We start from the raw sequence: 26,012 nt of genomic DNA on the forward strand, positions 1-26,012 counted from the left end.
GTTCCATGCACACTTCAAATTCGAAGTCGACCTTGATAGGGTTGCCCGTGTGTAAACATCACCGATAACGTGACCGGAGATGTCTGCATATCCCCGGCGGTCCGGGAAGAGCGCCGGGGATTAAAGGATTTGGGCGACGACCAAGAACGTCGCAACACAGCATATGCACACCGTAACGACGTATCGTATAGAAAACAGTTCGCCAAACCAATTATCGAAACGATGATCCTGCGCTGATCTCGCCTGTTCATTGGTTTCGGTGGTGAGAAGCGCGTTTAACGCTTTTGATTTATGAAAATCGAGACGACCATGCATGACCCCGCTCCTGCATATTGGGAGCGGTATTTATCATAAAGTCAAATTTCGATCATCTTTGACTTTCGTTGATCGTCAAAAGTTTACGACCGTGCCGTGGTCAGACGGGAGCTGTTTGTAAAACCGTGAACAGCGCTCCACCGTCGCGATCCAGGTCCTGAATGTCCAGGAGAAGCAAGCCATCGTATTCAGGTACGGCGAGTTCTGTCTTTGTGGCGTTCATTGCGGCTACAACTGCCTTTTTGTTTCCCCACACTTTTCCGCGCCTGGTCACATCCGGACCATCTTCAGGACTAGCAATGCTGAATTCGACTCCGCCCACATCAACGCCGTCGCAAATGAGATTTCCGGTTCCATGCAACAATGTAACAGCCATCACTACTCCCTGTGTCTTAATCCAAATCATCCGAAGTTTAGCAGCTTGTCAGTTTTCAGAACCATCCTGCTTCGCTTTCAACTGCTCATTTAATGAGAGCTTGAGCCGGGCATTTTCCGCTTCCAGCTCTTCCAGTTCTTCGTCTGTCACCGGGCCGTCTTCGGTCTTGGGACTTGGCCTTTTAGCACGAGGCCGCTTTTGTGGTGATTTGGGAACGGCTTTTGCATGACTGCTAAACTCACCGGACAGCCAAAAGTGGCGGAAAGTTATTTCCGCTTTATGTAGGTGTCTTTCCAGTCGTCGGTTTTCGGCAGGCCGTTAGCTCGTTCTGGCGGCAAATGAGCACGGGCGGCAGGGCGAAATATTGCCCAACCCAGAAACGCAACTATTGCCCCGCCAAACAGCATTCCTAATGAGAATTCCATGCTTCCCCCTAATACACCTCGATCAGTCGACCGTTTACACGGTGCCATTCCTCTTTTTTCATTCCTCTTATATGATCATCGAGATCATTTAAACTGAAAGTCATTGGGAACATTGTTGGTATTGGTTCGGCTTCGTCTTTCCTTCCCATAAGACACAGCTGGGTTTTCGTGAACTCGCCGCCCAGATATCGAAAATTTGGAATCGCGATCACAGGGTCATTGAAACCAATCCACCAGTTCGCCTCGGCCGAATAGCTTACGATCCTGGTAATCGCATCTGGTGGGATGACACCGTGATGCGTGCAGTTCCCGATGACGGATAGCGACCACTCAGCGTCAGCACCGATTTCCGCGAATTTATCGAGATCGGCGGTGATCAGCTCCGCAACATCATGGAGGGCCAGATCGGGATCATAATTCGCGAAACTCGGCCGCTCGATGATGCCCATGGAGAGCGCACTGAGGATTGCGTCCTCGTCTGCGAGCATCGAACTCGACGCTGGAAGGAGATCGGTGTCGATCTCGACCAGGAGGATGTCTCCGCCTTCTTTGTCGGCCGCATTCCCCGCGTAATGGAGAGCGTATGCCTGTGAAAGGTAGACCAGGTCGGCGTGACTGGATGCTTGCCAGTTGGAAGGCTTCTGGCCACGCGGCTTCAGTCCTTCACGCAGGATGGAATCCAGATGGATGGACGAGGTTCCGTGGCAAATCCGCATTTTATCCAGCCATCCTCGACGTCGTCACCCCATTCGTTTTCAGTTGCGCCATCAACATTGGGCCGACAGAGAAGCCCCCTGCCCTCGCCTTGTCGGTCAATGCTCGCAGATAGCCGCCTGCCGAGTTGATGTGGTTGGCGCGCTGCAAGATACACGCAATCACGACAGCGGTGTTTTCCTGCCCGAGGATGTCTAAGGCATCGGCATATGCGCTCGGCGAAACCCCGAGATAGCCACGAACCTGCGCGGCCGTCGCCATCAAGTCTCTCCAGCTCGCGATCCCGTCGACGGCGTAGTCGATTATGTCTGGGCAGGCCTTCAATATCAGGCCGAGCGGATACCCTTTCGGCGGCTCCACCGATCTAGGTTTTGGCTCAACCTCGACCCCGCTCGTTTCTGGAGCAGGTTCAAGTTCAAAATGTGAGTCTGGGTTTGATTCAGTATGTTGCCGTCCAGTATGGACATCATTGCCGTCCATATTCTGATCATTCGTAAAGGAATTCAGCGCGTTATCCACTTCGACGCGGATTGCCACCAGTTCGTCGAGAATCGTCTCCAGCTCGGTGATAGATGCTCGACGCGGAATAGCGTCTACAATGGCACGGAAACGCCTCCAGAGACCGCTCCAGTCGCCTTCAGCGACTTCTTCGACGGCAACTTCGATCAGCTTGGAGATATCGCGGCGTTGGAGCGTAATGCGCTCTCTTGTCCGCTTGATGCGTTGGGCCTCAGCACGCACCTGGTCGGCCGCCTGAGCGATCTCGTCGGCGCGAGCGAGCAATGGTGCCAAAGACAGCCCAAAAGCCTCCTCAATGTCCCCTCCCCTGCTCTTGTGGGCGTAACGCTTCCCGTTCGGGCTGTCGCGCCTCAGGATCAGGCCTGCGTCGACCAAAGAGGCTAGATTACGCCTCAGAGACGTGTCAGGCATTCCGTGAGCACGCAGCGAGAGCTGGCGGTTTGATGGGAACACGATCAGCCCGTTCTCCTCTGACAACTCGCTGTCTGGATAAAAGGACAACAGCGCCGACAAGACCGCCAACGCACGGTCATTCGTTCCCAGCACGCTCTTAGCTTCACAGATATCCTTGTAGAGCGCCCACTTATCGACCGCCCTGCCCTGCCCTTCGGATTCACGTGTGACACGTTGCGCTGCCAACGAGGCAAGCGTCATCGGTCGACTCCCAAAGGGAGTCGTTGCATATTCTCCAGCTTGCATTTCTCTCACCTAACTGAAGGCAAAAGAGATCCGTTCGCCGCAAACGACGTCAAAACGCTTGACACGGATTCTGAGAAATGCGATTCGTTATCTTGCTAGAGAATACCGAAAGGCTTCGCAGACCGTGTGTTTGTGGGGCCTTTTCTCTTTCGCGGTTTAGTTATCTCCATTTCCTGTTTCTGATTGCCTGAACTCCTCATAGAGGACGTCCAGACGGCTCGATAGCCAGTCGCCGAAGGGTGCAGCCTTCGTGCTAGTTAGCTCGATAGCGACCTTCTTCGGCTTCTGATTCATCATAAAGCTGACCGAATTGTCTTTGGATGTCCAGGACTTAGCAGCAGGCGCAGATTGAGGCACAGTCTTCTCGCCTTTGGCCACTTCGAAGGCCTTCGAGAAACGAGTCGGGCTGTCCGCCGCCTGGAAATCCGGCGTCTTGATCAGTTCGCGAACGGCTTCGACTTTGCCATCGCCCGACATCAGCTCTGCGAGCGATGTCCATTTCGGCCTACCAACTGACTTCGCGCGCCCAATCGCATAGATGACGTCTTCAGGAATGGCTGAAGTCACCTTACCAAAATGCGAGATCGCGGCTTCAGTCAGGCCGAGGATGGGGCAGATCGCCCGCTGAGACAGCCCTACAGCCTTCAGCTGGAGTGTCCACATCGCTTGCTCGATCCAGGTCAGGCTTTCGCGAACACCATTCTCAAGGGACTGCTCTTCGATGAGCTGGCGATCCGTCAGTTCACGAACGTAGGCCTTAACCTTGATGGGGTCAGAGCGACCATCCTCCTCGTTCAGCGCCTTTATGGCTGCGAGGCGACGATAGCCGTAGGCAAGCTGATAATGCCCCGGCTTTGATGGATGCGGCCGCACCAGAACAGGGATTTTCTGGCCTTCGGAAGCAATCGAGAGCTTAAGGGCTTCGAGTTCCTCGTTGGCTTCAGCATCAGCTTCAAAACGATCCTTGAACGGAGACCGCTCGATCTTGCTGGCTTCGAGCGTGACAATGCTGTCCTCGGTCAGCTGGGTGAGCGCACGGCCGACGTTTGAGATCACTGGTGACGAATGACGTCGAGCCGCCATTGGGTTCAGGATCGCTTTATCTGCGCCTTCCCCTCCCCTAGCCTCGACATCGGCCATTTGCTTTAGAATGCTTTTTTTCATGGGTTACGTCCCCAAACTTTATGGATCAGGCTCAGGATGTCGAAATTAACGCGATCCGCGCTCTCCAAGGCCCGTTTCAGGGCTTCTCGACCCACCTCTCCAGATTCCAGCTCGTAAAGTGTCTTCTTGGCGACTGCAGCGCCCGCGATAGCCGTCGATTCCAATGCCTCAGCAACCAGAACGTCGTCCCCGAACAGGCGGCGCATTACACCAGCCATATATTTCTGCGGGCCATCGTTCGGGTTTACGCGGGTGAGCAAGAACTTGAAATGATCGTGCTCGAACTTTGCTCCGAACTGCGCCAACACTTCCGACAAATCCGAGATCATTATCAGGAATTGGTTGCAGCTCGCGACGTCAAGCATTGCCGGATGAACAGTGACAATCAGGGATGTCGCCGCATATAGAGCCGCAAGCGTCGTGTAACCGAGTGAAGGCGGTGTATCGAGAATGACGATGTCGTAACGATCTTCGACTGTCTGAATTGCCTTAACCAGGCGCTCGAAGAAGAGGCCCAGCTCGTCTCGGTTTCGGTCAGCCAGATATGACGGAGTATCGAACTCGAAATCCATCAATTCCAGATTTCCCGGCACCAAGTCGACACCCGGGAAGTATGTGGAACGAATGACGTCGTACAAAGGGAGACGCTCTTCGTCATACCGCAGCGCGGCATACGCGGTCGAATTTGGTTCAAGGTCGAATTCAGGTTGAATGCCAAAAATCGACGTCAATGATGCCTGAGGGTCGAGATCTATGCACAGAACGCGATAGCCTTGCAGGCCAAGAAAGTGCGCAAGGTGGGCAGAAGTCGTCGTCTTGCTGGAGCCACCCTTGAAGTTGGATGTGGCGATAACCTGAAGCTTCTCGTTGCCACGGCGATACGGCAGCAGGCTCACGGCTTCGTCTGGACGAAGATCAGCTAGGAATTGCCGAAGTTCTTTGACTTGCTCGATGGTGTAGGTGCGACGATTGTTTTCCGCGCGATCAGGCTGAGGCCCCCTCCCCTCAATGGTGAGTTGACGCAAGGTGCTCTCAGGGACATCGAGGAGTCTGACGAGATCGAGTGTCGAAAAAGTGCGCGAGAATGACTTTCGCGAGGAAGGCGGATAAAAGGCCTCACGCATCTCCCTCAACTCAGCCGAGAGCTTGGCGGTGTAGCCTTCGATCTTTGACGCAGTGTCTGTGACGACGGAATTGTGCGACTGAAGCATTTAGTTCTCTTGACGGTTTTGAACCCGATACGGTTCACTTTCCGTCATAAGACCCGAATGCAACCGATTCTACAAGGAATTTTTCGTTAACGAGAGCTTAACGGAGGCATTGGCTGACGCTCGACTTTACAACTGTAAAGTTTTTCACAGGGTGGCCGTCGTTGCGGGCGACTTTACAGTTGTAAAGTTTTTCGAATTCTTTGCGAGCCGACGATGTGAGGAGCTGACGGTTCTAACCGAGTGCAGCAGCAAGGACAGCTTCGAATACGTCCTTTAACCTCCGCTCTTCACCACTAGCAATATGAGCGCCGAACCGACCTCATTGATTACAGGAACGCAAAAATTGAGAATATTGAAAATGGAGGGAAGGCCTTCCTCCCTCTCCTATCTCGGGCCTCTCCTATCTCGGGTTTCGCTAAAGTCGGTTTTCGACACCCTTCTTAGTGATCCGTTTGATCTCGGCTTTCATCCCCTCAAACGCCTCACCAATCATAATGGCAGCGTCTTTATCAGGCTGCTTCGAGATCTGACACTTATGCTTGATATGTAGGGCCGGAACTAGAAACCACGACATCGTGAGTGTGGTATCCCCCGTCACGCGGTCGATTTTTAGCTTGTTCAATGTGACATTGAACTCGCCGTACTCATTTCTAATTTTTGGACGCATGATTGTCGGTAACTCCGAGCTAGCGCGAAGCTGTGTTCCGCGCCCTCCTTCATATGCGTTAGGACCTTCAGCCAAATCAGCAATGAAGCTTAATCCCGCAGGATAGATTTCGTCACCCAGCTGATAGTCAACAATGACTAGCGCATGACGAGCTAGCTTGGAGTTCGGGGAACTCGGTTCTCTGATGCTGCGGACTTTAGCCGTCACATGAAGCCGATCTTTCGTATAGATTTTATCCCGCTTCAATTCGTCTTCATTGTGCTCGATTTGAAGATGGGGAAACCCACGCAATGGATGCTCGAACACGGCAACGCGGATTCTGTCGCCCTCGTCGTCTTTGCAGGTGAGTGCGAATTTTGTCTGTTTCGACACCTGGGCAATGTAAGGGCCGGGGTTCTCAAGGTTGCCGACTGGACCTGCGTCGTATTCTGCTGACACATCGTCCTTGGGTGGCATCGTTTGAACGATTGGTGGGGTAGCAGTGGATTCAGCCGTAGGCGAGGACGAAACTGCCACTTCCTTTCGAACCTTGGCCATTGAAGCCAACAGAGTGCGCACCGTTTTGTCAGCAAAGTTTGCAACGTCATCCGTGGGGATCGCCTTGCAATCAAACTGCTCTTCGTAACTCTCGTATTATGGAGCCTCTCCTGATGATGCCTGGTTCTGGCTGATCAAGGCCGTGAGCCTGCCGGATTTCTTGTCGAGCACGACGCCTTTAAATTGGACTTCGCTTCCTTCGAGCAACCGATCCTGTTCCAAAATGCCTTTGCCTATCTTGGCGGTATCAAACTTCGGATACGCTGTGACAGCTGTATAATGGCCAGCAGAAAAATGAGTAGGGGTGTCTTCCGATGCTCCAAAGAGGCTGCGACCCGCGATGCTTGTTGTCTCGGTCGCCATGCCTTCCGAAAGGATCAGCGTGTTCGTCGGCCGCGTTAGAGATGAAATCCGATCATCTTTCCTGGGATCGCCTTCAAAGCGTGGAAACTCATAGAAGTGGTCATCGAATTGCACAATTTTGAGCTTGGAATCGTAGTCGACGTTCTTGCAGGAAAACGCCTGTACAGCGGCCCGTGTCCACATATCGGAGAACTTCGAAGGATTGTCGATTATATCGCTTGGGTGCAACGCATAGGCATTCGAAACAAGGCTGACGCTGGCGATCAAAACCGCTGCAATTCTTTTCATTTTCAATAGCTTCCGTAGATTTAGTAGATGTCGTTTACGAGTAAATTAAGTTGCTGGCGGAGAGGGGTCGCGTCACTTGGTTGCCTCGGAATAGCCAGTCTTAAAATCGTTCACGACACCGTCAACAGCATCGGATATGGGCTTGGTCGATTGATCCCAAAGATTCCCAATCGTTCCGGTGACCTTGCCGACCGCCGCACCGATGTTTTTAGCGTTGAGCTCTTTGTCTTTCTTGTCCTGCAGCTTTCTAATCATTGACTGAAACGTGGCCTGGCACGCTTTAACGGATAAATCCTGATACTGGACATATGGAAGCCAAACTTGAAGGTCGGCATTCGCGAGTTGCCATGCGGCGATGACATCATCAGCGCTATAATTTTTGTTATTGCGTTCGAGGTTACGCGCCCGATAATCGCAATCCTCCTCAGCCAATCTCGATATCGCCTTCGGATTAATCGGATCTGTTTCCTGATATCCTAACTGAATCTGTTCCAGAGCGCGTTGTCGCACAGTCTTATCTGGATATCGGTCATTGACGACTTTGACGGCATCTCCGTCTCTCGGGCGAACGGAATATGCTATATCGACGATCAGCTTGTTCAACAGGGCAGGGGTGCTCCCCTTCTTCTCAGCGTCATCGAGCTGGGTATTGATTTTGTCGCTGAAACCTTTTGCGGCCTCGGCCTTCTTCCAATTATCCTGTTGCCCTTTGAAGATCATGAAGCCAAACAATGCGGATACACCGACTCCCCACACAACATTTGTGTTGACCATAGTTTTTTACCCCAAGAACCCGTTAACCGAATTCTAGGATCAGTTATCCTTTGCGCAACAACATTTTGTAATTATCCAAGAAGAATACACGAAATAGTTGTTCATCAACGGATATGAGGTGCTGGGGCACTGTTACTTTAACGAGAGTGCAGACGTAACGTATTCTTTGGCACATCTGTCATGCGGATTTCAGGCACGTGATTTCGCGCCACATGTCAGTGGCGGCTTGTCGTAACTCACGATGATCGGCGGCATTGAATTGGTTTCGGGGGAAATAATTTAGGTTGTAGATCGGATCATTTATCGACGTGAAATTTTGCACATGTCGCGTCGATTTAAAGCGCTTCATAACCCGCTCTCGTCGTCGGATCGGCTGATGCGAATTCTCTGCCCGATTGTTCAAACCCTTATGCTGGCGATGATAGCAAACGCTAAGTCCCATCGTTCGTTTGGCAGCGCCATATGATCGTAGTTTATCGGTGACCATGATCCGGGGTGCACAGCCCTGTGCAGAGAGAAGCTTGCGCATGAAGCGCTTGGCGGCCTTGGTATTACGGCGTTTCTGGACCAGAACATCCAAAACAAAACCATCCTGATCAACTGCTCGCCAAAGAATGTGATGCTCACTTTTGGATAGATATTACACATTCATCCAGGTGCCATTTATCGCCAAGCCGCGGTGTGCGGCGACGGATATTACTGGCATAAGCACGTGCGAATTTCTCCGCCCATTCGTACACGGTCTTATATGTGACGAAGATGCCACGATAAGCCAGCATGTCTTCAACCATGCGAAAGCTTAGCGGAAAGCGGAAATACAACCACACCGCCTCTGCAATAATCTCAGATGGATAACGATGGCGGCGGTAAAGCGAAGAACGAGGTTCGGTCATCACCCGTTATCGCAACTGATGTTTACACTTAGGTTAAGGTAACAGTGCCGATCGAGGCTCTACGCTTCCGGGGCTAAAGCAACCGCGACGCTCGTCCGCTACGCCGCTTGGCGTTGTTATAATAGTCGGACGCCTGCTGCACGGAGCGATGGCGCGATTGTTCCATGGCTTCCGGCAGCGGAATGCCACGATTGGCCGCTTCGGTGAGATAGCCGGAGCGCAACCCGTGCGCCGAAAACGCCTTCGGATCCAGACCGGCGATCACGGCCCGTGCTTTGACGATTGCATTGACCGTTTGGGCATCAATCGCCTGGCGTCCGACATTGTTCCATCGATCGACAGAGCGAAACAGGCTTCCGCTTTCGATCTTCGCCGCTGCAATCCATGCATAGAGCGCGTCGACGGGGCGACCGGTCAGATAGACGACCTCGTCCTGCTCGGCACTGGCCGTCTTGGTGCGCCCGAGGCGGATCGACAAAGAGGGCAGGGGATTGCCGTCCTTGTCGATTACGGGCTCTTCCAGGGTGAGCTGTTCCAATGAGAGCCGTGCAACCTCGCTGCGCCTGCGGCCGCCCGAGGCAAACGCGACCATCAGAATGGCCCGATCGCGCAGCGTGCGCAAATCGTCGCCAACACAGGTTCCCAGAAGTTTTGTCATGATGTCGCCGGTAATGGCCTGCGCACTCTTGCGGCTGCGCGGACGATTGGTGGCACGCACGGCAAGACGCAGAGCGGATTTGACCGACGGTGCCGAAAACGGTCCTTCCAGCCCTCGCCAGCGGGTCAATGTCGACCAGTTGGACAGGCGCCGCCGCACGGTTGCTGGCGCATGCGGTCCTGATGCGCGCAAAAAACCCTGGCTGCGCAATTCCGCTTCCACGCCGGCTGGCATGCCGTGATCGGGATCGATCTCGCGTTGCTGGTGTCGCCACAGATGATGGGCGATGAATTTCAGGAGCAGGGCTTCGGGTGCCGGGAAGGCGAGGGGGCTGCCGGTTGCGGCCAGCGACCAGGCTTCGAGATAGGCCAGATCCGAGGTTAGCGCACGCAGCGTATTCTCGCCCATGCCTTCATTGACCAGATGGCGGAGTGTCTCGACATCCTGATCCGTCAAAATCTCGGCCAGCATGTCGCGCCGGTTCATCGGCAGGACGGCTGCAATCGTATCCAATTGTTGGGCACGCCATTCGATCGGTTTATCCGCGGTCATCATTATGCCGTCGATGATTCAGGGTGTAGTTTGAGATCGGTTTTTCCGAAATCATGTCCCTTGAACAGCAGCGGCGCCCTGGCAATCGAGGCGACGGCGTAGGAAAAACAGTCCCCCATGTTCAGACCGGCGGCATGGCGGCCTTTGCCGAACCGGTCGAATGCCCGTTCTGCCGCGCGATATTGGGCTTCATCGAAGGCAATAGTCGTCACGTTCGGCAAACCGATGAGTTGATCGACAATAGCTGCAGCATTCGCGAAGCCTTTGCCTGTGAGAACCATGCGCAATTCCAGAAGGGTTGGCCAGCCGATAAGGATCGCATCGCGACGCACCAGGCGCTCGAACGGGTCAGCTTCCGGTTCGCGCAAGGCTATCGCGAGGATGACCGAGGTATCAATGGCGATCATCGCGGCAGTCCGTGTTCATCATAGAGATCATCATGCGCAGAGGTCGTGCCTTCTGGCACGGACCGCCGGCCTTCCGCCATCAGGTCGAGAAGCGCGTCCATGGGGGTGAGCGCCTGTTGCTGGCGCAATTCCTGATCGTAACGCTCCAGTGCCCGTTCAACGAGCTTGTTGATTGGCTGGCCGGTGCGTTTGGCCAGGGAATGGGCCAGATCACGTGCTTTGGAACTGCGCACGGACAGTTGCTGTTCGGACATTGCCTTTTCCTCGCTGCTTTTCAGGCAAGCATAGCAATCAGAGGCTAAGATGGCAAGGTTCTCCTCCGAGATGGCTAATCATCGATACTGTATAATTATCGATGATGAAAGGTGCTACTTCCAACCATCGCCAGTGCCGGACAGTAAATAAACACTGGTGTCCGTTCGAGAATTTGTTTACCATGTTTTCAATGCGTTACGATCTCGATGATTTGCCTCTGAAGGCCCTGTTGCAGCCCTTGACGCGCGCCAGTGCGGCTCTGGTACGCCTCGACGAGCGCCTTGCCCACTCGCCGGTCGGCGCGGGGCTGATCGAACGGTTGCATTTTGCCGATGCCTGCGCCTCATTGTGGCTCGATGGCGAACTGGTCGAGATGGAAGACCTCGTCCTGCATGAGGCGGCCCGCGATATCCGCTCGCCCAGCCACGCGCTGACAATTGCCCGGGACGTGTTGCAGACAAGGCGGCGCATTTCCGCGCAGGCGCCGGACTGGGCGCTGAGCCAAAACGGTTTGCGCAGTCTGCGACAGGCAGGGCCTGCAGCCTCATTGGGTGGCGGCGGCATCGTCGCGGAGGGCGAAAGCGCCACTGTGCACGATGCGACTGTCGAACGGCCGGATCAGGACGGGGAGGGGAGAAAAAATCGTTGGGATGAGAGACTCGACTTGCCCGGCATCGATCTCGACGCCATCGACGCTGTGCTGGCACGGTCCGAAGACGTTCTGACCAAAGCGAAACAGCCGCAGAGGATGGCTAAGCCGGAGACTGACCCGCTGATCCGCGATCCCGACTGGGATGAAGAGGAACGGCTCGAGGAATGGCGAACCGTTTTGCGGTCGATCAACGATCTGCCGCCGGTGCTGCAGGCCATTCTGGCGCTTGATGCGTGGAACGAGCTTGCCGTTTTGCAGCGAGCGCCGTGGTTGGGCCGCTTGTTGGCCGCCTCATTGCTCCGGCGCGAAGGGCTGACAAGCCAAGCGCATTTGCTGGCCTTCAATGCCGCCCTGAAAACCATCCGTGTCGAACGGCGGCGCCATCGCAACTTTGAAACCCGACTGCATGCCAGTCTCGACGGGCTGATTGCCGGAATTGAAGCGTGTTTTAAAGAGCATGACCGGTTGCTGCTGGCGCGCCAGATGATGGAAAGACGGCTTCTCGGCCGACGTGCCTCGTCAAATCTTCCCGGTCTGATCGAACTGGTGCTGGCGAGGCCCCTGGTTTCGGCCGGTATGATCGCTGCGGAACTCGACATCACGCCCCGTGCCGCCCTTCGACTTGTGGAAGAGCTAAATTTGCGCGAAATGACCGGCAGGGGACGGTTTCGCGCGTGGGGCGTTGTTTAGCAACGCTTCACGCACTTCACCGCTTAGATGAAGCTACTTCATATTCAGTTTCTAACAAACTGATGGTCGTCGATCGGTAGCTCGGATACGGGGATCAGTTCCAAATTGGCACGAATGATACGACGGATTACAGTGCGATTGGAACCTGAAGCAATTTGGAAACGCACATTAGCGAAGTCGACCCAGCTCGCGGGAGATAGCCGCTTGCGAAATGCGTCTGCACTGAGGTCGCCCTCTTTCAGCATAGGCCCTGCTATCTCGCGAAACACATCGAACAATGCTTGCACGCCAACAGTTTTTCGTATGAAAGAGTCAGGGGCTGCATTCCGCCAAAAAAGTTCGTCAGCGACGTTTACGAAATTTCGGGTCGCCGCATAAATGAGCGCATCGTCACCCGTTCGGTAAAGTTCTCGAAACGGCGGTCCGTTTGGTCTTCCGTCCGGTAGGGAGGATCCTTTGCTGAAAAAAGACGCTCGCAACGCGGCCGTGTCGGATTTCGGATTTGAGCTGATGAGGCGTCACGGCTTGTGTGGAGAGCTTCGTTCCAATAGTCCCGATGTAGAATGTTCACCGAAATTGTCAGCGGTGGAACGCCTAGTGCTGACGCAGCGAAGGAGCGGTCTCAGGCTATCGGAAGTTGAGGTGCTTGGTTCTGGCACTGGATCGATAAAAAGATTACGATACAAAGCATAAATATGCATACAAGCTCACCTGCTAAAGCGGAAAGATGAAGAGTGTATACTCAAGCATTAAGTGTGCTTTTAACGACAAGGAAAATGTGAACGAATGGGGTCTGGGGGAAGTTTCGTACCGCGGTCGGTTCTCAATACCAACCAACTGCCGTTGCATCAGCGCATTCCGCTGTGGCGGGACAGTGCGACTTCCGTTTGGGATGTTTCTGAGCTCACCTATGACAGTTTCTATGCCAATGTCGACGCTTTTCATGCGGGCGATCTGATGTTTGGCACTGTTCGCAGCTCCGGCCAGACGACCGAGCGCGTTAAATCGCGGATCGCCGTCGACAGCCTCGATTATTATATGCTGCAATTTTATGTCTTTGGTAAGCGCAGCGCACAGGCGCGTGGCCGTGAAGAAATTGCCCAGCAAGGTGATCTTCTGATCGTTGACATGACGCAGCCACTGAAGACTGTATCGACGGAATATCAGAGTTTTGATCTGGTTTTACCACGGCGTCTATTTGATCCGTTGCTTGCGCAGCCTGATGGCTATGGCGGTTCGCGACTGGCGGCTCAGGAACCGCTGACGGCCTTATTGCGCAGTCATGTTCTGGCCCTTTATGCAGCAGGACCCAAAATGACACCGGCGCAGGCTATGGCGATGCAGGGGCCTACACTGGCACTGGCTGCAGCTGTTCTCAATGGCGTGGTGACAGAAGAGCAGGCTGTCCCCGTCCGTACAGCGGCATGGCTGGCGGTGCGTCGCTATATTGAGGATAATCTGGCCGATCTCACGTTGAGTTCAGCAAGTGTCGCACAGCATTTTGCTTTCTCGCGGGCAACATTATACCGGATCATGGAACCGGTTCACGGCTTTTCCAGCTATGTCCGGCAGCGGCGGCTCTACCGATGCAGGGATGATCTGGTGCATCCGGCCTGCCGTCACCTGTCTGTCAGCGAGATTGCAATCAGCTGGGGTTTTGCGAATGCGCAGACTTTCAGCACATTGTTTTCACGCCATTTCGGCATGCCGCCACGCGACTATCGGGAAATGGCCTTCGGCAGTACCCGTCATCATACCGAATCGACCTCAGAGGTTGACTGGAGCCGCTGGCTTGCAGCCATGCGATAGGATTTTGTCGGTTTAACAGAGCGCGACATTTTTACGATGTGAGACATACAGAAAAGTTTTGGAATATTTTTTGAGACGCTCAATATAACAGATTGATATAGTTATAAATTTTAGTCTCTTACGGCTTGACAAGCACCAGCTTAAATTCAAATTTGCGATCAGATTTTATTTATATCAGGTGGCAACATTGTTTTAAAAATAAAGCAATGTGGCGCCTGCAATGCTGATTGTCGTTATGTGCGTGCAGGTTCAGGTCGCCCGACGGTATCGGCAGATCCGGGGGCTGATCATGTATAAGACAACCGTGCACAAGATGCGTTCTTTATTGCAGAACACAACGGCGCTTGTCGGGATCAGATATTGGTCTGTTGCAGCAGCAATTGTGATGTGTCCGGCTCTTTCTGTGCAGACCGCGCGGGCTGAATTTGTATGGACAGGAACCACCGGGGGATGGAACTCGCCCGCATTCTGGTCATCCGGCAGCATTCCCGACAGCGCCGGAGCGGAAGTTACCTTTAACGGCATGAGTGACGGCATAACTTATTATGTCGGTCTGGATGGTGGTCCGTATACCGTCGGAACCCTCAACATAAACAATAGTGTTCTGGGCGGATATGCTTTTCAGAACGGTACATTGACCTTGAATTCGGGAACAACGGATGATGCCCGTATTATTGTGACCCGCAGGAATCATACGCCAATTTTTCAGTCGACGGCTGTTTTGAATCTGGCATCGGATGTAACTGTCGATACAGTTGGCGCAAACGCGGAAATGAGTGTTGCAGGCAAGATCTTCGGCACGCATAAGCTGACCAAGACCGGTGCCGGTACAGTGACACTCTATGGGGCCAGTGCCGGTTCCATGTTCAGCGATATTGATGTGACAGGCGGAACCCTCGCACTTCTGGGGGCAGGGGATGTCGGTTCAACCACACTTTCAGTGCGTAACGGAACATTGCAGACTGATGGTGCGGCGCTGGCATCCGGTGCGACGGTTAATGTTGGCGCCAATGGCGCCTTTGACGTCCTTATCGGTAACGAAACAATCAGAGAATTGCAGCAAACCGGTGGCACAGTATCCGGCAGAACCGGTACGACAGTTAATATCAGCGGGCATTATAATCAGACAGATGGGACAACCGGCAGGAATATCACCCTGAATGCCGGTACTTTCACACAAAAACGCGGTGTCATCGCCAAAGACACGACGGTTAATGTTGCTGGTAAAACGATCCTCTCCGGTGGTGAGATTAACGGCGTACTGAACCTGTCCGGCGATGCTTCTGTACTGCAGGACAGTAAAACAACTGTGCGCGGCGAATTGAGCGCATCCGCACCGGCAACGCTGACCGTCAAAGACACTTTGGCTTTTGACAGGGCGACATCCCGTAACGTCTCTTATAATCTTGAAGGTGGTGTCATATCCGCCATTGCGGACATGTTACTGTCGACAGGCACAATCAGTTTACTGAGCGGTCAGTCCGGAACACTGGCTGCAGCCGCTGGCGCAACGCTCAATATTATGACTGGCTTTAAGGCGGAAGACGGCTCTGTTCTGACACTGGGAAGTGCTGCGGATACGGGAACTGTTTTTCTCAGCTTTCGCAATGCCAGCCGGTCCGGTGCTGCCGGTCAGGAAACGCATGTTGCGGGCGGCACAGTTAAGATAGGAAGTTTGCTCGCCGGCAAAACAGCGCTGGGCATAGATACAAATTCTACACTTCCCGTGCGCGTAGCGATTGCGAAAGATGCCGTTGTTGATGTCAACGGTTTTGGTACAAATCTCACTGCGCTATCCGGCAGCGGTACTGTTACTAACAGTGCTCCGAATTCTGCTGTGATCACTGCGAATGGCAATGTAAACTCTGTTTTTGCCGGTGTTATTGAAAACGGCAGCGGCGGATTATCCCTGATCAAGGACGGTACCGGCACGCTGGCGCTGACGGGAGACAATACCTATACAGGCGGCACGGATATTAAAACCGGCACCTTGCAGATCGGTGACGGCGGCACAACAGGCTCCCTTGCAGGAGATATTCATAATAGTGCGGCACTTGCCTTCAACCGTTCCGGTATTCTGACACTGGCAGGTGCAATCTCCGGAAACGGGAGCCTCCTGCAATCAGGCACAGGCATAACCATCCTGACCGGTAACAGTTCAGCCTTCACGGGTGAAACCAGTGTAAGCAAGGGCACATTGCAAATTGCCGGAAAGCTTGGCAGCAGTGCAGGCCATATCGATGCGGGAACGACCAGTGGTGCAACAGCCAATTTGCGTGTCACTGGTACTGACGCGCGCTGGCTGATTGACGGTAATCTCTCAATTGGCGGTGCCGGTAACGGCGGGCTCGTCATTGATCAGGGCGGCATAGTTACCAACAGTTTCGGTGATGTGAAGGGTGTGTCCGGAGAACCGGCGACAGCGGTCGTCAATGGTCGGGGATCCAGATGGGATAACCGCGCCGCTCTGTTGGCCGGTGTAGATGGCCACGGGGAGGTTTATGTTCTGAACGGTGCAACCCTGACCAGCACTGACGGCCATATCGGCCGCTCACTCAATGGTGCCGCCGGTGAAGGTCTGGTCGTCGTGTCCGGCACAGGTTCGAACTGGAGCAATGCCGGTACTTTGCGGGTCGGTGACATGGGCGGCAAAGGAACTTTGCGGATCACCAATGGCGGTATTGTTACGAATGGTGACAGCTTTATCGGCAGTATGACTAACAGCACCGGCTCGGTTATTGTTGAGGGATCAGGTTCTCGCTGGATCAATACCGGCGACCTCAATATCGGCTTTGGTACGCCCTTTAATTACGGCTCGGGTTCCGTTTCCATTACGATGGGCGCAGTCGTTGAGGCCGGAGCGGACGGAAAGGGCACGGTCTATCTGGCGAAAGACGGATTGTTCCCGGGTTTTGGTTCAACCGGTACGCTCAGCATCGGTGCAGACAGCAATGACGCTGCCAAGGCGGCTGTTGCAGGGCGGCTGAAAGCGGGGCTGCTCGAATTTGGCAAGGGAACCGCCACGCTGCGTTTCAACCACACCGACAGCAATTATGTCTTCGATACACGCATGAAAAGCGGGAACACGGGCAGCATCAATCAGATCGCCGGAACAACAGTGCTGACGGCTGACAATACCGACTTCAGGGGTATGACAACCGTGTCCGGCGGCAAGCTGATCGTGCAAGGCACACTTGGCGGTTCGGCTGCAGTCACGGGCGGAACACTGCAATTTGGCGGCGGGGCACAAAGCACGATCAACAGTCTCTCGGGTGATCTGAATGTCAGTGGTGCGGGAAGCAAACTCGCAATCGCCGGTTCCTCATCCTTGTGGGTATCAAATACCATTGATCTGCAGGATCAGACACAGCTGGCAATCAATGCCGGTGCGGGACAGCCGTCACTTGAGTCTGACCGGATGAGGATCGGCAATGGTGTTGCGTTCAATCTCAGTGGCATTCAGAACGAAAGTCAGCTTGAGAAGGTTCTGATCTCGACGCGGAACGGCATCAGCGGGGATTTTTCAGCGGTGACGATCGGCGGTTTTAACGGAACGGTCGATTATATGACTGTCCATACCCGCAAATCCGATGACGAAACAAAATATCTGGCGAGCTATGGTCTGAGCTGGACTGCGGGTAATAATCTTGCTCATGGTACATTCACCCTTGCCAATGCAACTGACCATTTTACCGTCGGTACAGCACTGGCCGATCAGGTGATGAATGTCGTGTCCGGTTGGGATGGTACAAGTCTGACGAAAGCGGGGGACGGCACGCTGCTGCTGACCGGCACCAATACATATAGCGGCGGCACCACAATTCAGGGCGGGGTTTTGCAGCTCGGCAACGGCGGCATAACGGGCTCGGTTCTGGGCGACATCACCAATAATGCCGCTCTTGCCTTCAACCGTTCAGATAGTTTTGCTTTCAGCAATGTTATTTCCGGAACCGGTCGTGTTGAGCAGCGCGGCAGCGGCACACTCATCCTGTCGGGTATCAACACCTATACGGGCGGAACAAGCATTGCGGGCGGCATATTGCAGGTCTCTGCGGATAATAATCTGGGAGCTGGGCTGGGGGGGCTGACCTTTAGCGGCGGAACACTTGCCACCACAGCCGGTTTTGACAGTGCCCGTGCAATCGGGCTGACCGGAAACGGCACTTTCGACATCGCTGCCGGAACCGAATTCGGCCTGACCGGTGTTATCACCGGCACCGGTGATCTGATCAAGTCCGGTGCAGGCACTCTGCGCCTTGAGAATGGCGGGAACGCTTACGGCAATACACTCGTGCAGTCCGGCATTTTGACCGGCGATGCCGGATCGCTATCCGGCCATATCGGCAATGCTGCAACCATGATCTTTGATCAGAATGTTGCTGGGACATTTGCGGGGAATATTGCCGGTCTGGACGGTGTTGAAGGCCGGATGGAAAAGCGCGGCGCAGGGACGCTTACGCTTGCGGGCACATCTGTGCTGGACTGGACGATTGCCGGTGGAGAACTGATCACCGCGGCTGACCGGTTCGGCGGTAATGCGGAGATTGCCTCCGGCACTTCACTCCATTTCGACGGCAGTCATGCAGGCCATTACGCCGGTGTATTGTCCGGCAGCGGTCGCTTTGCGCTGGATGGTACAGGAACCGTGCTTTTGACCGGTGACAGCTCCGGCTTTACCGGCACAACCACGCTCAATGCGGGAACATTGCTGGTCGGCAATGCAAACGGCACCGGCCATCTTGGCGGATCACTGGATGTGCTCGCCGGAGCGAGACTTGGCGGTTCCGGCACGATCGGCTCCGGCACAGGATCTCTGGTGAGGGTTGCTTCGGGTGCAACAATTGCACCGGGTAATTCTATCGATACACTGACAATTGACGGTAATCTTACTTTTGAAGCGGGTTCAACCTTGGAAGCCGAGATCAATCCGGCGCTTGAAAGTGATCTGATTACGGTAACAGGACAGGCCAATATTAACGGCGGAACGGTCTATGCACTGAAAGCGGGTGGTGTCTATCTGCCCGAAAGCCGGTGGACGATTGTGACTGTTGTAGGCGGTGTGACGGGGGTCTTTAACAACCTTGATCAGAATATGCCGTTTGTTGATCTCGCACTCAGCTATGACCGTAATCACGTATATATTGATGCTAAACGTAATGCCGTCGCTTTCTGCGATGTTGCCGTGACTTCCAATCAATGTGCAACGGGCAATGGGATTGAGAGCATCGGCGTCGGTAATACGGTCTATGATCTCGTGGCGTCACTGACAGATGAGACCAGTGCACGGCAGGCCTTTGATGCGCTGTCCGGTGAAATTCATGCCTCCGCAAAGACAGCACTGATTGAAGACAGCCGTTTTATCCGCAATGCCGCCAATGATCGTCTGCGTGCAGCTTTCGGTGATGCTGGTGCGTCTACTGCTCCGGTATTGGCCTACGTCTCACAGAGTGATCCGGTTGCCGTTGCCGCGACGCATTCGGGGCCGGTATTCTGGACACAGGCTTTTGGCAGCTGGGGCTCAGCGGATAGTGACGGCAATGCCCGCGGTATGGGTCGCAATACCGGTGGTCTCTTGATTGGGGCAGATACCATGCTTGATTACTGGCGTGCAGGTATGCTGTCCGGTTACAGCCATTCCCGCATCAAAGGGGATACTGGCAGCGGATCGGCATCCTCTGACAATTATCATCTCGGTCTTTATGCAGGAACTAACTGGAGCAATGTGAATTTCAGAAGCGGCATTGCTTATACATACCATAATGTGGATGCCGGTCGTTTTGTGGCCATTCCGGGTTTGAACGAGCAGCTCAAAGCGGACTACAGCGCCGGTACTTTTCAGACCTTCAGCGAACTCGGTTACGATATTCGTCTGAAGAATGGCATGCGGCTTGAGCCTTTTGCAAATCTGGCGCATGTCAGCCTGCACACCAATGGTTTATCAGAGACCGGTGGTGCAGCAGCGCTTAACAGTCCAAGCAGCAATACCAATATGACATTTACCACGCTTGGCCTGCGCGGAGAGCAGATTGTTACCCTTGGGGAAATGAAAGCGACACTGCGCGGCATGGCCGGCTGGCGACACGCAATAAATGGCACGGTGCCTGAAGTTGTGTTTGCTTTCTCAGATGGCGACAATTTTACCATTGCCGGTGTGCCTCTTGCAAAAGACAGCGCGTCAATTGAGGCGGGGCTGGATATTGACGTCACATCCAGCGTCACGTTGGGATTGTCTTACACGGGACAGTATTCTGCTTCTTCACGGGACCATGTTTTCAACGCAAATTTCGAAATGAAATTTTGATGCGGGAATAATGGTTCTGATGGGATGGACGCCGCCATGGGCGCAAACTTAAGGCGTTAGCGCCTGTGACGTAGAGTTTTGACAGTGTTCAATTTTACATGGGAAATCTCTGGCAGGTCCAGAATAGCATTTCGCAAGATTGCCACGAACAATCTGTAGAGTCGCCGGATAGAAGTCTTTCTATGTGCGATTGTTCCGTGTGTAGGGGAGGGAGTCTAGGAGATCTCAGGTCATATCGTCGATTAGAAAAGCTACGATGGGGTGAGCATAATCCAGTTCCGCGCTAATGCTTTGTCTTTGGCCGGTAACCGACCGAGGTGAAGCAAGCTTTTGAGCCTCTTGAAGGCAAGCTCAACTTGCCAGCGTATGGAATACAACGTCGGACCCGTTCGGGTGGATATTCGTCACGAGACAACGAAGTAATCACGAGCGTGAACTCACTCAGCCGCTATGGACGATTGTGGTGCTGGTGTCTTCTCCGTGTCGCGCGTACCCGTTCTCGACTGTGGTATGCGGCACTTTGCGGTTTGCGCATGGCGATAGTGAACGTCTACTGGCTGCTGTACCTCGTCTTCTTGTGTGTCACCAAGCGCTTTGAAAACGTCAAAGCGCGACCGGCTTTCGGGTATCCATAGCTTGTGCGTCTTCTAGCTCGAGCGAATGATGAAATCGCCACTACTTTCGACAACGTGGTGGAAATTTGTCCCGGATCAACGCCCATGAGACCAAATTGGATTAATTGAGAAGAGAGGGTTTTCGGCTCATCATAGCTTATTCAAAGGAAGCGAAGATGAGACAGAAAACCGTACCTCAGACATCTGCGTCCGAGAAAACGATCAAAGACATCCGGCGTGCCACGCGTAAACATTATTCGGCAGAGGATAAAATCCGCATTGTTCTGGAAGGACTGCGCGGGGAAGACAGCATTGCTGCGATCTGCCGCCGCGAGGGGATCGCCGAGAGCCTTTATTATAGCTGGTCGAAGGGCACTGTTACCTTAACCTAAGTGTAAACATCAGTTGCGATAACGGGTGATGACCGAACCTCGTTCTTCGCTTTACCGCCGCCATCGTTATCCATCTGAGATTATTGCAGAGGCGGTGTGGTTGTATTTCCGCTTTCCGCTAAGCTTTCGCATGGTTGAAGACATGCTGGCTTATCGTGGCATCTTCGTCACATATAAGACCGTGTACGAATGGGCGGAGAAATTCGCACGTGCTTATGCCAGTAATATCCGTCGCCGCACACCGCGGCTTGGCGATAAATGGCACCTGGATGAATGTGTAATATCTATCAAAAGTGAGCATCACATTCTTTGGCGAGCAGTTGATCAGGATGGTTTTGTTTTGGATGTTCTGGTCCAGAAACGCCGTAATACCAAGGCCGCCAAGCGCTTCATGCGCAAGCTTCTCTCTGCACAGGGCTGTGCACCCCGGATCATGGTCACCGATAAACTACGATCATATGGCGCTGCCAAACGAACGATGGGACTTAGCGTTTGCGATCATCGCCAGCATAAGGGTTTGAACAATCGGGCAGAGAATTCGCATCAGCCGATCCGACGACGAGAGCGGGTTATGAAGCGCTTTAAATCGGCGCGACATGTGCAAAATTTCACGTCGATACATGATCCGATCTACAACCTAAATTATTTCCCCCGAAACCAATTCAATGCCGCCGATCATCGTGAGTTACGACAAGCCGCCACTGACATGTGGCGCGAAATCACGTGCCTGAAATCCGCATGACAGATGCGCCAAAGAATACGTTACGTCTGCACTCTCGTTAAAGTAACAGTGCCCGGCGACGTCCTATCTGCTGAAGCCTTTGTCGGACCAACTGGCGCGTGCGATGACGGAAGACTGAGCCGTAAGTCAGAAAAGTAGCTGCTTCAGACAGTTGAGTTTTTAGTTGGCCGGTCTTTGGTTCAAATCCTTTCACATCATGGACCACGCTGCCTGCGCTACGGGCGGACCGAGCCGGCCGACAAGTTACAGTGCGGGCATATGGATCGCGAGGCCCTGTCGTAGTTTCGGTTCACGCGGCTTTCGCCTAAGCCGAATGCTTGGAGAACGAGCGTAGACTGGATCCTCTTTGCTCGAGCTCCAATGTTGCAACGATAGCTCGTCGGACTGAGAAATTATGCCGCAGATTCCTCGTTGCTGTCGCTGCCTATAACGGAGAGCCACACAGGCGCGGTACGTGAGTGCATATCGAACGGCAGAACGTGAAGGCGAAGATCCCGGGAAAATTCGAATGGTCCCGGGACTTCGGGAAACTCATCGGTCCCCGGATACATCAAGAACATGTCCCCCGATCCCCCCAAGTATTTCTGGCCATACGCGAAGAGCTGGTAGAAATCCGCCTGCGCCAGTCCAAATTTTTCGCTTCGGTCGGGGTTTAACCGTTTCCATTTCGCATCGATGATCCATCTCCGCGCCTCGTCATGCACCAGCATGTCGGGTTTCAACCGAAACCATTCCTCTGCGCCGAGGGAGCAGAGGTGATGTCGGCTCGGTTGCCAAACGGACTCGAAGCCCGGCTTGAGCGAGGCCGACACTGAAGAAAAGACATATCGTTCAAAAAGCCGCTCCATCGGAAACAGCATGCTCATGCCTTTCCGGTCGCCGAGCGTCGCAAAGGGCAGCTGATGGGTGAGCAGCAATTCGGCCAAGGGCTTAACGCGTCCATAGTCGGCGAGTTGCCTCCCTCGCTCCCATTTTCCGAGGTCGGAGCCGACGTCTCCGCTTTCCGGTACCTCGCCGAGGAGCGCTGACAGTTCTCTGGCTCGGCGCCAGTTTTCCGACGAGGCCGTATTGCGGGCGACATGTTCCACGGCGGACCGCAAAATCCGGTTTTCCGGCCGGTCCAGCGAATACTCGTCCAACTGAACACTGAACTGATGAAGTCCGCCGGCTGCGCCGATCTGCCTTGCGACCTCAAGTCGCCCGCGGAGATACGGCTCTCTTGTTCCGATGGTGGCATAGCCGGAGCGGAGGCCCCGCCTGATCAGGTCCGAAGCTTCCTCTAGGAACGCACTGGCAAACCACTCGGTCATCGGCATATGGAAGGCCGCTACGCCCGCGTTGCCTGCGCGACGAGGGCGCAGATTGAGGCTTTCCGTTATCATCTTGATGAGCAGGCTGCGGATCCTAGTCACGTCTGACGTCTCTGAGACGTGCTTCGGCAAGATTTCGACCCGAGTGCCGCATGGCGTTTCGATCACGCCGACATAGTTTTGTAGGCTTATCGTATCGGGGGACTTGATCTGCACAAACGGGAATTCTTCGTCATTGCCTCGCCCGTACCGCAGCAGCCAATCGAAGGCACTCGCCGAGATCGACGCGCAATCCAGGGAGGAAGATACCTGCTTGGTCGTCAGCCGGGCGAACTCCTTAACGGTCGGCATTCTGCCCGCCGATGATTTGCCTGTAGGCTTCCGGTCGATCAAAGGCTGTCGCATTGATCCGCCAGGTTCCATTGATCGCGACCCCGTGTTGTTCGGGTCCGAAAAGCGCCGCCGCGTCGTGCGGTCCCTCGACGACGAATCGATCCCGCGGGTCGTTCTTCCGCTGATCGTTCAAGACGAGGCGAATTCGCCGCCAGTCGTCGAAGAAGTATTCCTTTAGAAGCGGGACGATCCTTCGGGAAAACAGCTCCTTGAGTTGATCGATGTCGTCGGAAGCCTGCAAGTTCAGGAAATAGGCATGTCCCAGGCGGTGATCACGATCCAGAAGCGCCTCGATCCTCGCATTCATCACTGAAAGCAACTGAGCAAGATCAACGCCCGCGATCTCGACCCCTTCAAGCTGAGTCGTTTGCGGCTCTATTTCCTCGAAAACGAAGCGACGACGTAGAGCCATGTCGATCGACGCAAGCGAGCGATCGGCGGTGTTCATCGTGCCGATGATGTGAAGCCCCACTGGGACGCCGAACGTCGTCTTAGAATAGGGCAGGATCGTCGTTAGCGCTTCTTTCGTACCGAGACGCTTTGACGGTTCGATCAACGTGATCGTCTCGCCGAGTATCTTTGAGATGTTGCCTCGGTTGATCTCGTCGATGATAAGGACCCTCTTGCGGAAAACGTCGTTCTTTGTCGGGGTGCGCTCGAGAAGCCGCTCAACTAGAACTGGGATGATGTTGTTGTAGCCGTTGACGAGGAATTTCTCGAGCCGGCAATCGGGAATGAGATCGAAGACCTTCTTGTCCCGGATGTCCTGGACGGCGAGCTTGCCATGTCGGACCGCTTCAGCGAGTTCGTCGAGCACCTTCCAAGGGAAAGGCAGTTGCGAGCCGTTCGGCTTGTCGAGCCACAAAATCTCGGGAGTGCATCGGCTGACCACATATCCGCTCGAGAACTGCTCTCCGAGCTTGAAGGGCCGGATCTGGGATGCACAGAACGACTTCAGGATGCCATCGCGAACCACGTAGCGGACAGATCCTTCATCTGTCGTTTCCGCCCGCAGGCCCTCAATGAACTCCTCGTAGCTGAAGCTTTGATGAAAAGTGACGAAGCGGATTGAACCGTCATCGACAAGTTCATCGAAACGATCCTTCAGGCCCTTGCGATCCCCCTCCGACCGAACCAGAAAAGTCGGGTCTAGGATGGCGACGGCTCGATCGACGACTTGAAAGGTCTTGCCCGTTCCGGGAGGGCCATACAGAATTTGATTGAGCGGCATGCTCGACGAAATCTCGTCGGCGCCCGCGACGTCGTGGATGCCGACGGAGGTCGGGGTTGGCGCATCGTCAATTTCTTTCGCCGGATCCCACACCTCCTTGACGTCAGGCTGGTAGAAGTCGATCAGTTCTCCCCGGCTCTCCTCCAACTTCTGGCGAACGCGCGCCAGTTCACGATCTTGCTCGATCTTGGTCATCTGGCTGACCGTTGTACGGGGCAGGTTCCCAAGCGTTTCAAGAACCTGCCTGACTTGCCCCGCGCTTGAAAATCGCTCGAACGTCTCGGGAAAGAGCAAATGCGGCACGATTAGCTTGAGCTGCCGCCTGCCGGCGTCAGGCACCTCATCCAGCCATGTCGCGAAAGCCCACGCATCATCGAGCAACGACAGCTGCATTTCGGGTGAGAGCGACTTGAAGGCCATCATGGCACGAATGAGGAATGCCAACTCTCGTGGCCTATGGTTCATAAAGCCGGGTCCGCCAGAGCCGAGTCCCTTTAGAACGTCGTCGGATAGAAGTCGCTCGGCCTGTTCACCTTGGAGCGGCGCTCCCGACCATGCCCATACTTTGCCTATACCTTCGCGCTTCGAATGCGGACCCATGTTGATGGGGAAGAGGTACAGAATCCACAGAATCTCGGACAGCAATTTGCAGACGTTCGGGGATGCGCCTTTAAACTGCTGCGTCAATTTCTCGTAGAATCCGCCGACGCCGCTTTCGACGGCGCCGCTAAAGCGTTCGGCGACTTCCGTGAGGCCTTCATGCGACCAGAGGTGGTCCGGCCCGAAGAGCGATCCGTCCTTCTTCAGGCAGCGGTCTCTCCATTCTGACGCCGCCTCTAAGGTGGTTTCTGAATTTGAGTGAAACGGGCTGTAACGCGACATGTCTTCTCCCAGGCGTCGATCCCTACATCCATAGGACGCGTCGGTTAAATATCGCTTAGGGTCAGGACTTCGGTAACGGGGCCGTTCCAGTCAAGCAAAAAGTGACGACCGCAGCCGCGCCGTCATGGTGCCATTGCGGTAAATAATCCCGACAGATCCCCTTTCGCCGCTGCCTGACT

18 protein-coding genes and 2 pseudogenes are annotated in these 26,012 nt (G+C 54.3%); 5 read left to right on the plus strand and 15 right to left on the minus strand.

Going from position 1 to position 26,012, the window contains the following annotated elements:
- Window positions 1-415 precede the first annotated feature (415 nt).
- The 12 genes and pseudogenes from OANT_RS24715 to OANT_RS24770 form a co-directional block, all read right to left on the minus strand.
- Window positions 416-691 carry a hypothetical protein gene (locus OANT_RS24715; protein ID WP_040128254.1) on the minus strand — a complete coding sequence of 92 codons (276 nt, stop codon included), beginning with the start codon at window positions 689-691 and terminating at the stop codon, window positions 416-418.
- A gap of 433 nt (window positions 692-1,124) precedes the next feature.
- The gene (locus OANT_RS24720) at window positions 1,125-1,832 is read right to left on the minus strand and encodes a hypothetical protein (RefSeq protein ID WP_011983083.1); all 708 of its coding nucleotides are present in this window, start codon (window positions 1,830-1,832) and stop codon (window positions 1,125-1,127) included.
- Between the two features lies 1 nt (window position 1,833).
- Window positions 1,834-3,048 carry a plasmid replication protein RepC gene (gene repC / locus OANT_RS24725; protein WP_011983084.1) on the minus strand — a complete coding sequence of 405 codons (1,215 nt, stop codon included), beginning with the start codon at window positions 3,046-3,048 and terminating at the stop codon, window positions 1,834-1,836.
- Window positions 3,049-3,204: 156 nt separating this feature from the next.
- Entirely contained in the window at window positions 3,205-4,212 is a 1,008-nt protein-coding gene (gene repB / locus OANT_RS24730; protein ID WP_011983085.1) for a plasmid partitioning protein RepB, read from the minus strand.
- Window positions 4,209-5,423, minus strand: a complete 1,215-nt coding sequence (gene repA, locus OANT_RS24735; RefSeq protein ID WP_011983086.1) for a plasmid partitioning protein RepA — start codon at window positions 5,421-5,423, stop codon at window positions 4,209-4,211. The genes repB and repA overlap by 4 nt, the downstream gene beginning before the upstream one ends.
- A gap of 415 nt (window positions 5,424-5,838) precedes the next feature.
- A complete protein-coding gene (locus tag OANT_RS24740; RefSeq protein ID WP_011983087.1) occupies window positions 5,839-6,627 on the minus strand; it encodes a hypothetical protein in 789 nt (262 codons plus the stop codon).
- 96 nt (window positions 6,628-6,723) lie between these two features.
- On the minus strand, window positions 6,724-7,278 hold the full coding sequence (locus OANT_RS24745) for a hypothetical protein (RefSeq protein ID WP_040128212.1): 555 nt from the start codon (window positions 7,276-7,278) through the stop codon (window positions 6,724-6,726).
- A 72-nt stretch (window positions 7,279-7,350) separates the two neighbouring features.
- On the minus strand, window positions 7,351-8,052 hold the full coding sequence (locus tag OANT_RS24750; RefSeq protein ID WP_011983089.1) for a hypothetical protein: 702 nt from the start codon (window positions 8,050-8,052) through the stop codon (window positions 7,351-7,353).
- 178 nt (window positions 8,053-8,230) lie between these two features.
- Window positions 8,231-8,945: pseudogene (locus tag OANT_RS24755) on the minus strand (IS6 family transposase).
- 73 nt (window positions 8,946-9,018) lie between these two features.
- Window positions 9,019-10,158, minus strand: a complete 1,140-nt coding sequence (locus tag OANT_RS24760; protein ID WP_011983090.1) for a site-specific integrase — start codon at window positions 10,156-10,158, stop codon at window positions 9,019-9,021.
- Window positions 10,158-10,562: a type II toxin-antitoxin system VapC family toxin gene (locus OANT_RS24765; RefSeq protein ID WP_011983091.1), complete on the minus strand. Its 405-nt coding sequence runs from the start codon at window positions 10,560-10,562 to the stop codon at window positions 10,158-10,160. Before OANT_RS24765 ends, OANT_RS24760 begins: the two co-directional genes overlap by 1 nt.
- Window positions 10,559-10,816, minus strand: a complete 258-nt coding sequence (locus OANT_RS24770; protein ID WP_011983092.1) for a type II toxin-antitoxin system VapB family antitoxin — start codon at window positions 10,814-10,816, stop codon at window positions 10,559-10,561. The genes OANT_RS24765 and OANT_RS24770 overlap by 4 nt, the downstream gene beginning before the upstream one ends.
- Before the next feature lie 182 nt (window positions 10,817-10,998).
- On the opposite strand from OANT_RS24770, the gene OANT_RS24775 reads away from it, so the two are divergent.
- From OANT_RS24775 to OANT_RS25195, 3 genes are all read left to right on the plus strand, one after another.
- Window positions 10,999-12,159: an RHE_PE00001 family protein gene (locus OANT_RS24775; RefSeq protein ID WP_011983093.1), complete on the plus strand. Its 1,161-nt coding sequence runs from the start codon at window positions 10,999-11,001 to the stop codon at window positions 12,157-12,159.
- 786 nt (window positions 12,160-12,945) lie between these two features.
- Window positions 12,946-13,968: a helix-turn-helix domain-containing protein gene (locus OANT_RS24785; protein WP_011983095.1), complete on the plus strand. Its 1,023-nt coding sequence runs from the start codon at window positions 12,946-12,948 to the stop codon at window positions 13,966-13,968.
- 289 nt (window positions 13,969-14,257) lie between these two features.
- The gene (locus OANT_RS25195; protein WP_011983096.1) at window positions 14,258-20,269 is read left to right on the plus strand and encodes an autotransporter domain-containing protein; all 6,012 of its coding nucleotides are present in this window, start codon (window positions 14,258-14,260) and stop codon (window positions 20,267-20,269) included.
- 251 nt (window positions 20,270-20,520) lie between these two features.
- Here the strand turns inward: OANT_RS25195 and OANT_RS26135 are convergent, their stop codons facing one another.
- On the minus strand, window positions 20,521-20,646 hold the full coding sequence (locus tag OANT_RS26135; protein ID WP_144243781.1) for a transposase: 126 nt from the start codon (window positions 20,644-20,646) through the stop codon (window positions 20,521-20,523).
- 413 nt (window positions 20,647-21,059) lie between these two features.
- Between OANT_RS26135 and OANT_RS24795 the strand changes: the two are divergent.
- Both OANT_RS24795 and OANT_RS24800 read left to right on the plus strand, forming a co-directional pair.
- Window positions 21,060-21,254 (plus strand): annotated as a pseudogene (locus tag OANT_RS24795) (transposase); the annotation flags it as partial.
- A gap of 49 nt (window positions 21,255-21,303) precedes the next feature.
- Window positions 21,304-22,017: an IS6 family transposase gene (locus OANT_RS24800; protein WP_011983098.1), complete on the plus strand. Its 714-nt coding sequence runs from the start codon at window positions 21,304-21,306 to the stop codon at window positions 22,015-22,017.
- A 392-nt stretch (window positions 22,018-22,409) separates the two neighbouring features.
- On the opposite strand, the gene OANT_RS24805 is transcribed toward OANT_RS24800, so the two are convergent.
- Entirely contained in the window at window positions 22,410-23,678 is a 1,269-nt protein-coding gene (locus OANT_RS24805) for an McrC family protein (protein ID WP_011983099.1), read from the minus strand.
- Complete coding sequence (locus OANT_RS25200; RefSeq protein ID WP_011983100.1) at window positions 23,665-25,833, minus strand: McrB family protein; 2,169 nt, start codon at window positions 25,831-25,833, stop codon at window positions 23,665-23,667. Before OANT_RS25200 ends, OANT_RS24805 begins: the two co-directional genes overlap by 14 nt.
- Window positions 25,834-26,012: the final 179 nt, after the last annotated feature.

Source organism: Brucella anthropi ATCC 49188 (assembly GCF_000017405.1).
GTDB classification, from domain to species: Bacteria; Pseudomonadota; Alphaproteobacteria; order Rhizobiales; family Rhizobiaceae; genus Brucella; species Brucella anthropi.

Bases quoted from the DNA above. Each gene is read 5' to 3' on its own strand.
- OANT_RS24715 (WP_040128254.1), bottom strand. From the start codon at position 691: ATGGCTGTTACATTGTTGCATGGAACCGGAAATCTCATTTGCGACGGC.
- OANT_RS24720 (WP_011983083.1), bottom strand. From the start codon at position 1,832: ATGCGGATTTGCCACGGAACCTCGTCCATCCATCTGGATTCCATCCTG.
- repC (WP_011983084.1), bottom strand. From the start codon at position 3,048: ATGCAAGCTGGAGAATATGCAACGACTCCCTTTGGGAGTCGACCGATG.
- repB (WP_011983085.1), bottom strand. From the start codon at position 4,212: ATGAAAAAAAGCATTCTAAAGCAAATGGCCGATGTCGAGGCTAGGGGA.
- repA (WP_011983086.1), bottom strand. From the start codon at position 5,423: ATGCTTCAGTCGCACAATTCCGTCGTCACAGACACTGCGTCAAAGATC.
- OANT_RS24740 (WP_011983087.1), bottom strand. From the start codon at position 6,627: ATGGCCAAGGTTCGAAAGGAAGTGGCAGTTTCGTCCTCGCCTACGGCT.
- OANT_RS24745 (WP_040128212.1), bottom strand. From the start codon at position 7,278: ATGAAAAGAATTGCAGCGGTTTTGATCGCCAGCGTCAGCCTTGTTTCG.
- OANT_RS24750 (WP_011983089.1), bottom strand. From the start codon at position 8,052: ATGGTCAACACAAATGTTGTGTGGGGAGTCGGTGTATCCGCATTGTTT.
- OANT_RS24760 (WP_011983090.1), bottom strand. From the start codon at position 10,158: ATGATGACCGCGGATAAACCGATCGAATGGCGTGCCCAACAATTGGAT.
- OANT_RS24765 (WP_011983091.1), bottom strand. From the start codon at position 10,562: ATGATCGCCATTGATACCTCGGTCATCCTCGCGATAGCCTTGCGCGAA.
- OANT_RS24770 (WP_011983092.1), bottom strand. From the start codon at position 10,816: ATGTCCGAACAGCAACTGTCCGTGCGCAGTTCCAAAGCACGTGATCTG.
- OANT_RS24775 (WP_011983093.1), top strand. From the start codon at position 10,999: ATGTTTTCAATGCGTTACGATCTCGATGATTTGCCTCTGAAGGCCCTG.
- OANT_RS24785 (WP_011983095.1), top strand. From the start codon at position 12,946: ATGGGGTCTGGGGGAAGTTTCGTACCGCGGTCGGTTCTCAATACCAAC.
- OANT_RS25195 (WP_011983096.1), top strand. From the start codon at position 14,258: ATGTATAAGACAACCGTGCACAAGATGCGTTCTTTATTGCAGAACACA.
- OANT_RS24800 (WP_011983098.1), top strand. From the start codon at position 21,304: ATGACCGAACCTCGTTCTTCGCTTTACCGCCGCCATCGTTATCCATCT.
- OANT_RS24805 (WP_011983099.1), bottom strand. From the start codon at position 23,678: ATGCCGACCGTTAAGGAGTTCGCCCGGCTGACGACCAAGCAGGTATCT.
- OANT_RS25200 (WP_011983100.1), bottom strand. From the start codon at position 25,833: ATGTCGCGTTACAGCCCGTTTCACTCAAATTCAGAAACCACCTTAGAG.